Source organism: Paenibacillus sp. HGH0039 (genome assembly GCF_000411255.1).
Classification (GTDB): Bacteria; Bacillota; Bacilli; order Paenibacillales; family NBRC-103111; genus Paenibacillus_F.
Genome location: NZ_KE150412.1, coordinates 2,326,994 through 2,341,340, shown reverse-complemented (window position 1 = coordinate 2,341,340; position 14,347 = coordinate 2,326,994). Strand labels below are relative to the sequence as shown.

General features: G+C 50.9%; 9 protein-coding genes. 6 read left to right on the top strand and 3 right to left on the bottom strand.

The features are described from left to right. Positions 1–15 precede the first annotated feature (15 nt). The 5 genes from HMPREF1207_RS10150 to HMPREF1207_RS10130 all read left to right on the top strand — a co-directional run bounded on the left by HMPREF1207_RS10150 (position 16) and on the right by HMPREF1207_RS10130 (position 5,204). Positions 16–534 (top strand): GntR family transcriptional regulator, encoded by a 519-nt coding sequence (locus HMPREF1207_RS10150; RefSeq protein WP_009671690.1) that lies wholly within the window; start codon positions 16–18, stop codon positions 532–534. After that, a complete protein-coding gene (locus tag HMPREF1207_RS10145) occupies positions 527–1,471 on the top strand; it encodes an ABC transporter ATP-binding protein (protein ID WP_009671711.1) in 945 nt (314 codons plus the stop codon). The genes HMPREF1207_RS10150 and HMPREF1207_RS10145 overlap by 8 nt, the downstream gene beginning before the upstream one ends. A gap of 39 nt (positions 1,472–1,510) precedes the next feature. Continuing rightward, positions 1,511–2,413 carry an ABC transporter ATP-binding protein gene (locus HMPREF1207_RS10140; RefSeq protein ID WP_009671696.1) on the top strand — a complete coding sequence of 301 codons (903 nt, stop codon included), beginning with the start codon at positions 1,511–1,513 and terminating at the stop codon, positions 2,411–2,413. After that, positions 2,406–3,722 carry an ABC transporter permease gene (locus HMPREF1207_RS10135; protein ID WP_009671664.1) on the top strand — a complete coding sequence of 439 codons (1,317 nt, stop codon included), beginning with the start codon at positions 2,406–2,408 and terminating at the stop codon, positions 3,720–3,722. Before HMPREF1207_RS10140 ends, HMPREF1207_RS10135 begins: the two co-directional genes overlap by 8 nt. A gap of 99 nt (positions 3,723–3,821) precedes the next feature. Beyond that, the gene (locus HMPREF1207_RS10130; protein WP_016423635.1) at positions 3,822–5,204 is read left to right on the top strand and encodes a TraB/GumN family protein; all 1,383 of its coding nucleotides are present in this window, start codon (positions 3,822–3,824) and stop codon (positions 5,202–5,204) included. Between the two features lie 87 nt (positions 5,205–5,291). On the opposite strand, the gene HMPREF1207_RS10125 is transcribed toward HMPREF1207_RS10130, so the two are convergent. The 3 genes from HMPREF1207_RS10125 to HMPREF1207_RS10115 all read right to left on the bottom strand — a co-directional run bounded on the left by HMPREF1207_RS10125 (position 5,292) and on the right by HMPREF1207_RS10115 (position 9,503). Next, positions 5,292–7,346: a serine hydrolase domain-containing protein gene (locus HMPREF1207_RS10125; protein ID WP_009671665.1), complete on the bottom strand. Its 2,055-nt coding sequence runs from the start codon at positions 7,344–7,346 to the stop codon at positions 5,292–5,294. A gap of 122 nt (positions 7,347–7,468) precedes the next feature. Continuing rightward, a complete protein-coding gene (locus HMPREF1207_RS10120) occupies positions 7,469–8,761 on the bottom strand; it encodes an ATP-binding protein (protein ID WP_016423634.1) in 1,293 nt (430 codons plus the stop codon). Then, positions 8,748–9,503, bottom strand: coding sequence for a LytR/AlgR family response regulator transcription factor (locus HMPREF1207_RS10115; protein WP_009671706.1), 756 nt, complete (start codon positions 9,501–9,503; stop codon positions 8,748–8,750). The genes HMPREF1207_RS10120 and HMPREF1207_RS10115 overlap by 14 nt, the downstream gene beginning before the upstream one ends. 709 nt (positions 9,504–10,212) lie before the next feature. Between HMPREF1207_RS10115 and HMPREF1207_RS10110 the strand changes: the two genes are divergently transcribed. Beyond that, on the top strand, positions 10,213–14,283 hold the full coding sequence (locus HMPREF1207_RS10110) for an FIMAH domain-containing protein (RefSeq protein ID WP_009671717.1): 4,071 nt from the start codon (positions 10,213–10,215) through the stop codon (positions 14,281–14,283). The last annotated feature ends 64 nt before the right edge of the window (positions 14,284–14,347 follow it).

Sequence of the window (14,347 nt, the reverse complement as noted above, 5' to 3'; positions counted from 1 at the left end):
AAGCAGGTGATGCAGTTGCATATTCCGATCCAAATTTCACCGGATAATCCGGAGCCGTTATATCATCAGATTCAAGTTCAGCTCAAAGAGCTGATCCTCAGCGGGCATTTGCCAGAAGGTACGCTGCTGCCATCCATCCGCGAGTTTGCGAAAGATTTGTCATGCAGCGTTATCACGATCCGGCGTGTATATCAGGATCTGGAGAACGAAGGTATTCTGAGGACCCGTCAGGGAACCGGCACTTTTGTCGCCAAGGTGGGCACAGTGACTCGAGAGCAATACCGGAAGGAAGCGGTGGTGGAAGCGATGAAAGATGCTCTGCGCAGCGGACTGCGTGTCGGCTGTACCATTGAGGAACTCAAGCAGTTGTTTGAAGAGGCTTTGCTGGAAATTACGAACGAGGGACAGGGAACACCTGAGAATCGTCAGCCGGGCACGAATAATCCGCAAAATATAGGATCGACGAATACGGAAGTCCCTGGTTTGGCCAAAGCTGCCGTCGAACCGGAAGAAGGGGGGAGCGGAAATGAATAGGGAGGCTGGGCGTTACGGAGATTGTGCGATCCGGCTGTCCGGGGTGGACAAGATGCTGGGCGATATGCGCCTCGGGCCGCTCGAACTGGAGGTGGAAACCGGAACAGTGGTGGCTCTGGTCGGACAAAACGGCTCCGGCAAAAGCACGATTTTCCGCATGCTCATGAATTTGACCAAAGCGGACAGCGGTAAGGTGGAGCTGCTCGGCAGGCTGTACGGAGAGGACGATACCGAAACCGACATCAAGAGACGTATCGGTTATGTGCCCGAAGAGTCGAGCTGGGAAGAGCTCGGCTGCACGACGATCGGAGAGCTCCACGATTTCGTATGCCGCTGGTATCCGACGTGGAACGAAACGCTCTACCGCGGCATGATGGAAGAGTTTGAACTTAGCGGCAAGCTAAAACTGAAGACGCTGTCCAAGGGAATGAAGCGCAAGCTGAGCTACATTCTGGCAGCCGCTCACGAGCCTGAACTGCTGCTGCTGGACGAAGCGACGTCCGGTCTGGACCCTTTTGCCACCAAGCGGATGATAGAACATCTAGTGAAGTTTATGGAACGGGAAGGCCGGAGTATTTTCTTCTCTACCCATGTGATGGAGGAAGTCCGGCGGCTTGCGGACTACATCGTGTATATCAACCGGGGCCGCCTCATCGGTGTCTATGAGAAGGATCAACTGCTGGATGACTGGAAGCGCATATGGGTCCGCGAAACGCCGCAGCCGGCTTCAGGTCCCCTGCCCGGTGTAGTGTCCATGGGTACAGGAGAGCACGGAGGGCTGATCCCGATTATATCCCGGTCCTCCAGTGAAACGGAAGCGGCGCTCGCTTCGCAGGGTAACTTACCGGTGCGGACAACCGCTATGGAACTTGAAGATATTTTGGAGCTTTTGACTCAGGAGAAGATAGCGAAAAAGGCAGAAAACAAAGAGAGATAGAGAAAAATCAACCATTCAATCGAGAAGGGAGCAATCACTATGTTGCCGCTGGAACTGGAACAAGTTACGAAACAATATGGAGAGAAAACGGCCGTCAACGGAATTTCCCTGCAAGTGAAGCCGGGAGAGATTTACGGCTTGCTCGGAGGAAACGGCGCGGGAAAAACGACGACGATGCGTATGTCGCTCGGACTTATTTATCCCGATGGAGGAACCATTCGCTGGAACGGCAAGGGGTACGGCGACGAGCTGCGCAGATTGATGGGGTATCTTCCCGAGGAACGGGGACTGTACCCGAAATACAAAGTATCGGAGCAGCTCATTTACCTGGCGGAACTCCGGGGCATTAAGCGGAAGCAGGCGGACCGGACGCTGAAGGAGTGGCTGGCCAAGTTCGAAGTGCCCGAATACTACGATAAACGGGTAGAGGAGCTATCCAAAGGAAATCAGCAGAAAATCCAGTTTATCGCGTCCGTTCTGCACGACCCGTCGATCATTATCATGGACGAAACGTTCAGCGGCCTGGACCCGGTTAACGTCGAGCTTCTGAAAGGAACGGTCAAAGAGCTTCGGGACAAGGGAAAAGCGATTCTGTTTTCCAGCCACAGGATGGATCATGTCGAAGAGCTTTGCGAAAATATTTGCATCCTGCATAAATCCAACACGGTGTTGCAGGGCAACCTGCGCGAGATCAAGCAGTCGTTCCCGAAAGAGCGCGTTCTTCTGGAAACGAAGGAGGCGGTCCCCGGATTGGAGACGATCGAAGGAGTCACTTCCGTGGAAAAGCATCTGAACGGCTACGAGATCCGTATCCGGGAAGCCGGCGCCGCACAGCGTATTTTGGCCCACGCGGCCGCAGCGACGGATATTTACCGCTATCAGCTCATGGAGCCGACGTTGAACGAAATCTTTATCGCAAAGGTGGGATCGTCTCATGAATAGCATGCTGACCGTGATCCGGTTTACCCTCTTGAACCGGTTAAAAACGAAGTCGTTCAAAATCACGACGCTTATTTTCGTACTGCTGATCTCGGCCGTCGTGAATCTCCCGGCTATCATCCAGCAATTTTCCAAAGAAGACGGCAAGGAAGCCGTCAAAATCGGGGTGATGGCTAATGGCACCGATATTCAGCAGAAGCTGACGGATTATTTTGCCGCTGCCAAGACAGGCACTAGTGCCGTTGAAATTGTACCGCTGGAAAGTAAGGGCGGTGCGGAGGCGGATGCCGCACTGATCCGTGAAAAACTCAAAAACGAGGATGTAAAAGGTGTCCTGACCGCTAAACCGGCAGGCGCGGGGGAGTTCCCGCAGCTTCTCTACCAAACGGGCGCAAGCGGGTTCTCGATGAATCCGGGCACCGATGAGACGGCCGGCCTTCTGAAAACGGCTCTCCAGACGATCAAGACGAACAGCGCGATTGCTCAAGCAGGCATAGAGCCTGCCGTGCTGGCGAAGATCCAGGAGCCCGTCAAGCTGACGACGGAAACGGTAGCCTTGAAGGAAGCGGAAACGCCGGCTAAATCCAAGGAAGAGCTGGGAATTGCTTTTATCTTGGTCTATGCCTTGCTGTTCCTGCTTTACATGAGCGTAATCGGCTACGGAAGCATGGTTTCCACCGAAATCACCGCGGAAAAAAGCTCGCGTGTGATGGAGATTCTGATCTCCAGCGGTTCTCCGCTTAAGCAGATGTTCGGCAAAATCATCGGCATCTGTCTGATGGGACTGCTGCAAAACGTGGTGTTCGGCATAGTGGTAGCCGTGAACCTGACTCTTCCTTGGAACGGGGCGGCGCTGCAGTCGATGGATCTGGATTTGTCCCTCATCCCTTATGGTTTGCTCGGCTACTTCCTTCTATTTTACCTGGGCGGGTTCTTTATTTACGCGACTATTTTCGCGGCAATCGGTTCGCTTGTCAGCCGCAGCGAGGAAGTGCAGCAGGCCGTTATGCCGGTCACGCTGCTTATCATCATCGCCTTTATGACGGCTATGTTCGGGCTGCAGAATCCCGAGGCTCCGTTCGTCATCGCGATGTCGTATGTGCCGTTCTTCTCGCCGCTCATTATGTTCCTGCGTATCGGTCTCGGAAGTCCGGCTTGGTGGGAAATCACGATCTCAATCGCGATCATGCTCGGTTCGATCTTCGTGCTGGGCTGGCTGTCGGCGAAAATTTACCGTACCGGCGTGCTGATGTACGGCAAACGCCCGTCGTGGAAGGAACTGCGGAAAGCGATGAAGGCTTTTCAGGCGTAAGGCGCATCCGCACATCGTCGTTTCCGTAGGTAGTAGTAACGGGTTAACACCCGATTTAAAGCTATTCTTCTCATCTATGTTTAGGAGGCAGGTTTGAACATGAAAAGTCATCTATGGAGCAAGTGGAGCCGCAAGACGGTAGCCGGCGTATTAGGGGTTACGATTCTGCTCGGGGGAACAAACTTAACCGTAAGGGCAGAGCAAGCTCCCGCTCCAACCCCATCTATCAGCACGTGGTCCCTCTCTACTCTTAACGAGGGAGAGAAATACGGAATCTACCCGACGGGCTGGTACTATGACGGCAAGTTTCAACAAGCGATTGACGCTGTAAAGTTTAAATCGTTAATCGAAAGCACGGCGGCCAAACTCGATCAGCTCGGTTTCAGTAAAAAAGATCTCCCTCTGCCGGCATCGGAAAATAAAGGGATCACCAGAGACACGGTTATGCGTGCCATGCACGGGTTACTGGCCCGCTACGAGCTGCCGGTCGCTTTCGGGATCGGATCTTCTTCACCGATCGAATATCTTCAGCAGAAAGGTATCGTACAGGGATCAAGCGAAGGACTGGAGCTCGATCAGCCTTGTACGGCCGAACAGGCCGCCGTACTCGCCTCGAGATTGGTGGAATTCAGTTACGATACGGCAGGGCAAGGAGCGAAAGGCGTATTCTGGAAGGTGAAGCATAACAATAACACCCTGTACCTGCTTGGGTCGGTCCACCTGGGAATTCCCGAGATGTATCCGCTCCAGAAAAACATAAGGGAAGCCTTCGAAGCTTCGGATGATCTGTGGGTGGAAGCCGATACTTTATCCGGGGATATGAGCTATTTCGCCAATCTGATGGTGTATGACGACGGCACGAAGATCCAGGATCATGTGTCGAAAGAAACGTACGAGAAGATGCAAAAAGTACTTGGAAAAATGGAGCTTCCGGAGCAGGCGTTCGACGAGTATAAGCCCTTTGCCGTCTCCAGCAACTTATCCATGCTATCCCTGTTCGACCGGCCCGAACAAATTACAGCGGCATCGGCGTCCGGAATTGATCACTATTTTCTCACTAAAGCGCTGCTGACGGGTAAACCGGTCCATGAACTGGAAGGAATCAAGCTGCAAGCGGACGTGTTTAACTCTTTGACTCCCGAAGCCCAGGAGAAGGATCTGAACAGCCTGCTGGATACTCTGCTTGCGGACGGAGGCAAGGAAGGGGCCGACTCCTTCAAACAGCTTCAACTGGATTGGAGTAAGGGCGATGCGAAAGGCGTTGTGGACGGACTTGTCCGGGGCGGCTTGATGGAAGGCGAGCTGAACAAGAAACTGATCGGCGAGCGCGACAAAAACATGGCCAAGAAGATTGCGGATCTTCTGGAGCAGGACGGGGAAAGCACTTCTTTCGTGGTCGTCGGCTCTGCGCATTATGTGGTGAAAGATATGGTCATCGACCAGCTGAAAGCGAAAGGTTATGACGTTCAGCCGGTTAAATAATGTTCAAGAACCGTAGAGATCTATCCATTGAAAAGAAACGAAGAAACCAGGCAGCGGACCGCTGCCTGGTTTCTTTGCTATTTCGTTTTATTTATTCTTCCAATCAATTTTGAATACGTCGCCTGCATGACCGCCGAAAACGATTAGCCCGCCCTCAGGCAGCAGGGCCGAATAATTTTTGCTTATTTTTGAGAAGTTCACAAGCTTTCCTTTCGCGTCATAAACGGCGAATCCTCCGCTTGCCGGAGCCTTAACGGTTAACGTCCGTCCGGCTGATTTCTTATCAATCTTGTACCATACGGCCTGACCGTTGGATGGTATGCTGCGAATTGCGGAGCTTCCTTGGGAGAAGGGCTGAATACCATCTTCATGGATATACGATTGTCCATCGATTGTTAAATACTCTGTATGATTCTTTTTATAAAAATTCAAGTCAAAAGAGTCTCTGCCGTTTATGACCGGAACAGCCGTTACATTGACGGCTTTATTCGGGTTCACAATTTTAGTGCCGGAGGCGTATCCGTAATCGGCATTAACGGTTATTTCTCTGGCTAAAAGCGCTTGGTTCCCATAACCGACGGAAGTTATTTTTTCATCCAAGGCGTAGTATTTCTTTCCGTTTCTTTGTTCCCATGCCTTTTTAGTTGTTTGGTCCAGAGGGTTGGCATCCAGTTTTTGATATTCATAGGTGACCATAACCGTTTGACCTAATCCCGGAAGATTCAAATAAGCGTTAAGTTTTAAATAGGTGTTTCCATTTTTCGCTTGGTCAAAGCTAAGGGTTAAATTTCCATCTCTATTTTTGAATTGTCGGTTGCCCGTATAGACATATTTTTGAGCCGGTACCAATCCACCGAACAGAGCGGGGAAATCAACCTCTCCGTTCTTGAACTCCAGATTTACCGTTTTACCCGTGGAACCGTACAATCCGGAGTAAGCCCGCAGCTCCGACGGCATATCCACTTTTACGGCCGGTTGGAAAGTTTTTGCAGGCAAAATCTCTTTAATGATGCCTTTGGTTTTTAAATATTCCAGTAAAATATTCGAGCTCATAATACTATTGAAAGTAGAGGACCCTCCTGATGAAAGCACCGCTACAGAAATATCATGTTCAGGCAGGGTGGTCAGATTTGCATGATACATTTGCGTATCCCCGCCTTTGGATAACGCCGTGATCCCGTAATCATCGAACGGGGCTAACTTGACGGCGTCCCAACCGAGGCCGTAATTAATGGTGTTGGTTTCTTCCGGAACCCACAGTCCCTTCCGATACTCGTGACTTTGCACGGCCTTGGCCGACTTCTCGGATAAAATATCCGTTCGGTTCCCGATCAGGACATCGCCGAACTTGCTTAGTTCTTCAGCCGTAGAGTAAATGCCTCCCGTCCCGATAAGATTGACATTTTCTACAGGCAAAGCCTGATCGTTCTCGGGAGCATACGTTTTTGCAAGCTTGTTTCTATCAAATGTATCGCGCGGTGTTTTGGTAGAGTTCAAATCAAGAGGCTTGCTAAAATGCTTATTCAGGAATTCGCTGTAGCTTAACCCGGTTACTCGTTCAACCAAGATTTCAAGCAGCTGAAACCCATCGTTGCAATAGACCGAAAACTCACCAGGGTCTGCCTTTAAGTGTTCGGATCGCAATTTGGTCAATAATTCATCATGAGCTTTCGTATCATTGTCATCGAACAAAAAGCCATTCTCATAGTGACTGCCGTAAAGTCCCGAAGAATGATTCATCAACATGCGCGGTGTAATTTTCTTGTACCGTTCATCAGCCATCTTAAAGTCTTTCAAATACGTGGTCAGCGGTTTATCGAGTTCAATCTGATTGGTATCCGCGAGCTTCATCGCTGCAGCCGTTATATACACTTTACTTACGGAACCTATTCCGAACATCGTGTCCTTCGTTACCGGGTTGTTGGCAGCTTTGTCTTTTAAGCCTGCGCCGCCGGATAGAACAACGGATCCGTGATCCCTGATCGCATACTGTATCCCGCTTGCCCCATAGTCGGAAACAATTTTCGAAGCCAGTACCTTTGCCTTTTCCTTAACAGGATCCTGAGTCGTTTGAGCAAATGCAGAGGTGACCGGTACCGTTAAAAGCATGGTGGTCATCAATACGGAAACCATTTTCTTCATGAATACTTCCTCCTTGCGGTTCAGTTTGAAATTTACTTGCTGAATTAATCATATATGGAAAATGATAGATGGATAAAAAAACGCCCTGAAACGAAAAAAACAATCCCTAAACAACATATTGTCTAGGGATTGTTCGTTAAGAAGGGGAGGAGAACCATATTATTAAACTGTTTATGTTTCGTTTCAAGTGTCATATGACCGCCGTACTTGTCACAAATTCTGGCGATATTGGTTAATCCGATCCCATGAAATTCGGGGTTTGGTTTCTGGCTGTGCAAGCGGGCGTCTTCCTTCTCCATATGGTTCAAGATGTGAATGAGAAGGGCAGACTCGGTCGCATGTATTTTGATAAGAATGTACCTGTCTTCCGCGATCTTGATATGTTTGGAAGCTTCAATTGCGTTATCCAGCATATTTCCCATAACCACACATAAGTCGTAACGGTCAATCGGGATTTCTTGTGAGCGCAGGTTAAGCTTGGTATCGATTCTTATCCCATTGGCTTGCCCGATATCAAGTGCATTGGTGACAAGGGCGTCAATAACCAGATTTCCCGTATTCACCCTTTGATAGGCTCCTTCGACTTTGTTTAGGGTCGTTTTAATATGTTCCACTGCCGCCGCCGGCTCATTTCGCTTAATACACTCTTCGATATATAAGAACTGTTGGTTCGTATCGTGAATGATTCTTTTGATGGATTTGAAGCTGTGAACGACTTTCTCGTAATTCGCATCCTGATAGTCCATCTGCTGCTGGAGCTGAGCGTTCTCATGCATGAATTGAAATTTATCCATAATCGTATCAAAAATATAGATAATCATCACGTTTAAGAAAAGAAAGCCGATGGCGGAAAGGAAAGAATAGAAGCTCTTATACGTTAGAATATTCAGGTGATAGAAACTTAGGAGCGGAATTACCAAGAATAGGACGTAGTATCGATAAGGCAAAGAGAAGCTTCTGCGTTTGGCAATGAGTCGTATAATCTGAATGACGACGAACATGATCATGCAGCTGAGGAAAATAAGCTTCGTGTAGGGAATTTGAGCGGCGGGCTGAGTTACAAGGTCAAGGGTGTCAAATTCAACGTTATCCAGCGTATATAAAATATAAAGGGAGATCGTATTAGAGATAGACATCAAAACGCCGTAAAGCAGGGAAAAAATGATTTTCATTCTAAATTCCACTTGATAAGAGTGCGCAATAGTAAATATGAGAAGCAAGGATACAATCGAAGATAACGCAGGCGATAAGGAAGTAACGAGGTACAGGTAATCGAGCAGCCCGAAGATAAGAAAGTAAATGATACGGTTGCGTTTGTGCGTGGTTTTATCGAAAACCGAGTTGAAGAAAAAATTAATTTGGACGGCCATTACAACTACCATGCTAAAGAAAATGGGCAAATTAGTTTGAATCATAGCCATCGACCTTCATAATCATAAATTTGGTGTATACATCTTTAACCTCTTTAACTTTAGAACGGCCTATGGGTAATTCCATGCCATTGGACATGAGAACAACTCCCTGGGCAAACTTCCTCACATGGAGCAGGTTAATAATAATGGATCGGTGGATTTGCAGAAATTTGTGATCTTTTAAGGCAAGGGCATAATCTGAAATCGTTCCTTTGCTTTCATAGGTTTGATTAACGGTCGTAAAATGCAGCTTGCTTTTTATGGTTAAGCTTTTGGCAGCCTCGATGCTAATGAGGTCATCGTATTTGATAACGACTTCGTCATAGGCCGACTTGATGACCATAAATTTTTTATCAAGGGCTTGAAAGTATTGGCACAGCTTGATGATTTTCTCTTCCAGGACCATGGGGGCGACGGGTTTGATCAAATACTGGAATGTCATGACGTCAAAACTTTCGACCATATATTCGGGGTAGCCGGTCAGAAAAATAATTTGTTCATCCAGGTTATTTAACTCTCTTATTCTTCGGGCGGTTTGAATGCCGTTAATCCCGCCCATTTCAACATCCAACAACAAAATATGGAACGGGGTTTCCTGGCGCTCATAATAGGCTGAGAGCTGCTCGCCCGAGCTGAATAATTCGATTTCAAATTGTATGTTGGATTTTATCGACAAAGCGATCAGGATGTTTTTAACAAGCTCTCTTTGTTTTTCCTCATCGTCGCAAATGGCTACTCTGTACATAAGATGCACCCCTCAGTTCCATTCCCTTATTCTGGGACCCTATCTAAGCATGATATCATTTTTGAACTTTGTATAGATCATTTTTGGATGAAATGCACTTTTGAATCCCTCAATTCACTTCTTGCGAGATTAAGGCCTTTGTAAAGATGAAACCTAATCCGCTGACTCCGGCGGAAAGAGCGTCACAAGTGGAACGAAAGCAGCCTCCAAGGTTAACCAATGAAGAGTACAAATTGCGGCACCATGCGCCTGTTCAAGTGTCATGCGCCTTCTCCTCCTTAAGTTTCCGAAAAAAGAAAGCGGCTTATCTGAAAGGATCAGAGCGTTTTCAAGCATTCGGCGGTTTCATCTGTTCAAGCAAGTCCTGTGAGGATACGGAGCAATGGCTGGATGCGGGGGAGGCTTACCGTTCATTGACCGCTATTTAAGCTGGACGCAGTACAGGAAGTTTTGAGAGCGCATCGGGATTTGCGAAGTTCAAGAGTTTGAAAAGTCAGGAAAGACAAGAATTCATAGGGTTCATGGGACCGCGCAGGTTCTGTGAATTCTTTTTTTATTTTACAAAAGATTAATAGAGGAATACTCCGGAAGATGACGAATACAGTAAATGAAATTAATAAATCCAATAGATATATAAATTAATTGTGGAGAAGAAGCGTGTAACTGTGGTTGTATTCTGCCAGTAGAAAAAAAGGAGATGAGTTGAAAAGTGAACAAGAAACTGTTTACCAGCTGCTTCACCTGTTTCATGGCCATCCAGTTGGCGGCGGGTTCATCGCTTGCCTTTGTCCGTCCCGCGGCCGCAGAAGAAGCGGGAACGCCTGCCGCTGTTTCATCTGCCGCAGCGTCTGCCGCGCCCCGAATGCTGATTACGGAAATCGTGCCCGATTCGGGAGGGGATACAGAGGCGGGAGAAGATCCGTACGAGTATCTGGAAGTGTACAACAACAGCGATCAGCCGGTTGATTTCAAAGATTATTCGATTCTGTACCGGTATCCGGGCGAACCGGGAAAAGACTTGTTCTGGCGCCCTTATACGGATCAGCAGATTGTGATCCCGCCTGGGAAAGCGATCGTTTTCTGGGCCGTCACACCTGCCGGGGAAACAAAAACCGTAGCGGATTTCAACGCACACTTCAAGACCTCCCTCACGGAAAACAAAGATATCGTTCGTATTCCCGGTGGACTGAACAATTTGCGGGAACGAACGATCGTCGTCGCGACCAACACGGGCCGGGACATCGTACGGGCCAGCTATAACCAGGGCGTCCTGGAAACCGCGGCGGATATGAGTATCGAGTACGGCACGCCCGATGCGGGAAGCCTGGATATGAAGAAACTAAGCGTTCTCCAACAGAAAGCGACCCCGGGTACGTTCGATCCCGCCCATGTTCCCGCGGAGCCTGTCCGCATCGCTGCCGATCCCGTGGCACCGACCGTAAGGGACGTCACCGATACGTCCGGAATAGATCTGATCAGTCCTATTGAGCTGACAGCCGAAGCGGAAGACGACCGGCTGCTGGCGTCGGTCAATCTCTATTACAAGTCCAACAAGACCGCGGATTATAAAAAGGTCGCGATTCCCCCGGGAAAGGACGGCAAGTTCCGGTATTCCGTTGAAATGATGGAATGGTTCGGCAGCCCGTCTCTGCAGTATTATTTCGAGGCTTCCGACACCTTCAACACGGCGGCTACCGCGCCTCGTACCCTTAGTCTTGCCGGGAGCGAGAAAAGTCCGGCGCTCAATGTGCGCGACGGGGAGACTCTGTCGGGAAGCCGTGTCTTGATCGGCTCTTCGGCCGCGGCGGTCGGGCCGATGACGCTGACCGTCGACGGTCAGGCGGTTTCGCCGACGGCCAAGGCGCTGGAGAAAACCGCCTATTTCGTATTCGAGGCGGACGATATAGACAAAGGGCAGAACGTCGTGACGATGGGGGCGGATACGCTCTATCTCATTCCTTTCGGGACACAGGATTACAAAACGATGGTCGTGCCCGTCCGTCCCGAGCTTTTCAAATACGGACAGGCCAACCCGATCGCCATCCGCGCCGGTTCCGTCAACCGCCCTTATTACGAGGACAAGCCCGAAACGGGACTGGACGATTTTAATATCCGCAACGTCCGGCTTGTTCTTGCCGACGGCACGGTCGTTAAAGACCCCAAATACGCCAATCCGGCTACGATCTTGGATATGGGGGACAACGGGCGTTTCCTGCCGGTCGTCACGTTTAATTTCGCTGTTCCGGAGTCTTACTGGAAAGGCATCTCCTACCGCTGGGACACGGCCGCTTCGGCCGACGGCGCCCATAAGGTGGAAGTGAAACTTCCGGACGGAAGTAAGGCTTCGGCCGATGTGACGGTGGATAACCAGGGGCCTGTCCTTACAACGAACATAGAGGAAGGAAAATCTTATAAAGGACCGTTCGACATCCGAGCAAGCGCCTCTGACGCGGCTTCCGGTGTGAAGTCCTTTGAAGTCAAGCTGGACGGCAAGCTCATCCGGGTACCGTACGCGGCTTCATCGGCTTCGCTGCCGCCGGGCGGACACACGCTTCTTCTCAAGGCGGCCGACGCAGGCGGCAAGACGACGGAGAAGACCGTCAAGTTCACGACACTCGAAGAACTGCCGCATAAGCCGGTCCTCTTGTCTCCGGCGGAGGGGACGCAGGATGCGGACGGGAACGTTTCGCTGGAAGTATCGGTCTCCGATCCGACAGGCGATCCGCTGAACGTGAAGTTCTTTAAAGGAAAGCGGATTACGGCGGGCGATCCCGGGATGACGGCCTATTCGCACGCTGCGGACATAGAGCCTCCGGCGGCGTTATCCTTACCGGGAGAGACGCCGTTCTCCCCGGAGGACATGGCTTCGGCGGGAACGTCCGACGACCGTTACGTGACGACCGACTCCGACGGCCAGTTCCCTTACCAGCGGTTCGAGGTGGAGGTCGGCGGGGAAACCGGCGCCGGCGACCGGATCGAGCTGAACTGGGAAGGCCACAGCCTGAAAGGGCGAAAGGTCAGCCTTTACGCGTGGAACTACGGGACGGAGAAGTGGGATTCCCTTGCTTCGATGGTCGCCCCGTCCGAAGAGGATTTTACACTTTCCGCAGCGGCAGACGCTTTTCCTTATGCGCGGAACGGTAAGGTACAGGCGATGATTCAGGATGAAATCCCCCGCCGGGACCAGTATGATTTTACATTCGTGTCCATGCCGGATACGCAAATTTATGCGGAAATTTTACCCCAGTACTTCGAATCCCAGGTGAATTTTATTCGCGGGGCCAAGGATGACATGAACATCAAATACGTGATGCAGGTAGGAGATATCGTCAATTCCGCCGGGATTAAAGGGCAGTGGGAACGGGTGGACAAGTTCATGAACGTGCTGGACGAGGCGAACATCCCTTACGGGGTGGCCGCAGGCAACCATGACGTGTTTGACGGAGGGGCCAATTCGGAGCCGGATTACTCGGAATTTTCGAAATACTTCGGGGAAAACCGGTTTAAGGACAAGCCTTATTACGGCGGTTCTTATAAAGACAACCGGGGCCATTACGACCTCATTTCTGCGGAAGGCAACGACTTTATTTTCGTCTACATGGGCTGGGATATGAGCGACGAGGATTTCGCCTGGATGAACGGGGTGCTCAAGGAGCATCCGGACCGCAAAGCGATCATCGTGGTGCACGAATATCTGCAGAACAACGGAAACCGCTCGGCGACCGGCAACCGGATTTACGAGAACGTGGTGGTGCCGAATCCGAATGTGAAAATGGTCATGAGCGGGCATTTTACGGGCAGCGCCCTGCGTACGGATCAGCTTGACGACGATAAAGACGGTACGCCGGACCGCAAAGTGTACCAGATACTCAACGACTATCAGGGAATCCCGAACGGAGGCGACGGATACCTCAAGCTGATGCATTTCGACACAAGCACCGACACTGTCTACGTGAACACGTATTCTCCTTATCTGGACGATTATAATTATTACGACCCGGCCAAGGATGAATTCAAGCTGTCGATGGATTTGAAACCGATGACGAAGCGGGTGGCCACGGATAAGCTCGAAGTAAACGTATATTCGGATGAACTAATCGGAGAGGTCGAGGCTAGCAGCGGTTCGACGGCAAAAACCGTCTGGGGCCCTCTGAACGGGAATACCGTCTACCAGTGGTATGCGACCGCGGAGGATGCCTTCGGAGGCCGGACCTATTCGGATATCGGCACCTTCCGTACCCGCCTTGCCCTGTCCGCTCCGCAGGAAGTGAAGGTTTCCGGCGTGACGGCCGATTCCGCGCGGATCAGCTGGAATCCTGTGGCGGCGCCCGGCGATTCGTCGTCCGTCACTTACGAGGTATACGGTCCGCAGGGCTTGGCGGCGACCGTGGCTGGCTCCGTATACGCATTTACCGGCCTGGAGCCGGATACGGCGTATACGTTCACCGTCCGGGCCGTGCACGAGTCGGGAGTCGTCTCGGACATGAGCCTGCCGGTCACGTTCACGACAAGCATGGACCTGCCCGCTCTGCAGGCCGGCTTGCAGCGTTTTATCGCGGCCGGTCAGGTCACTTCGCCTTTGACGAACCAGCTAGACAACGCGCTGAAGCAGGCGGCCGGTCATTTGCAGAAAGGCCAGAGCGGCCAGGCATCCAAGAAAATAGAAGACTTTCTGAAGCATCTCGGCAGCAAAGCCCATCAGGATGCGGCCGCTCCGGAAGCCCGGCAGTGGCTGCACCTGAAAGCACAGGCGCTGCTGCGTGTCTGGGCGGCGGAATAAATGTGGCTAGCCGCCGTCATGTGACGCCAAGCACCGCGCACCGGGAGCCTCACGCGGTGCGGAA

Bases quoted from the DNA above. Each gene is read 5' to 3' on its own strand.
- HMPREF1207_RS10145 (WP_009671711.1), top strand. From the start codon at position 527: ATGAATAGGGAGGCTGGGCGTTACGGAGATTGTGCGATCCGGCTGTCC.
- HMPREF1207_RS10140 (WP_009671696.1), top strand. From the start codon at position 1,511: ATGTTGCCGCTGGAACTGGAACAAGTTACGAAACAATATGGAGAGAAA.
- HMPREF1207_RS10135 (WP_009671664.1), top strand. From the start codon at position 2,406: ATGAATAGCATGCTGACCGTGATCCGGTTTACCCTCTTGAACCGGTTA.
- HMPREF1207_RS10130 (WP_016423635.1), top strand. From the start codon at position 3,822: ATGAAAAGTCATCTATGGAGCAAGTGGAGCCGCAAGACGGTAGCCGGC.
- HMPREF1207_RS10125 (WP_009671665.1), bottom strand. From the start codon at position 7,346: ATGAAGAAAATGGTTTCCGTATTGATGACCACCATGCTTTTAACGGTA.
- HMPREF1207_RS10120 (WP_016423634.1), bottom strand. From the start codon at position 8,761: ATGATTCAAACTAATTTGCCCATTTTCTTTAGCATGGTAGTTGTAATG.
- HMPREF1207_RS10115 (WP_009671706.1), bottom strand. From the start codon at position 9,503: ATGTACAGAGTAGCCATTTGCGACGATGAGGAAAAACAAAGAGAGCTT.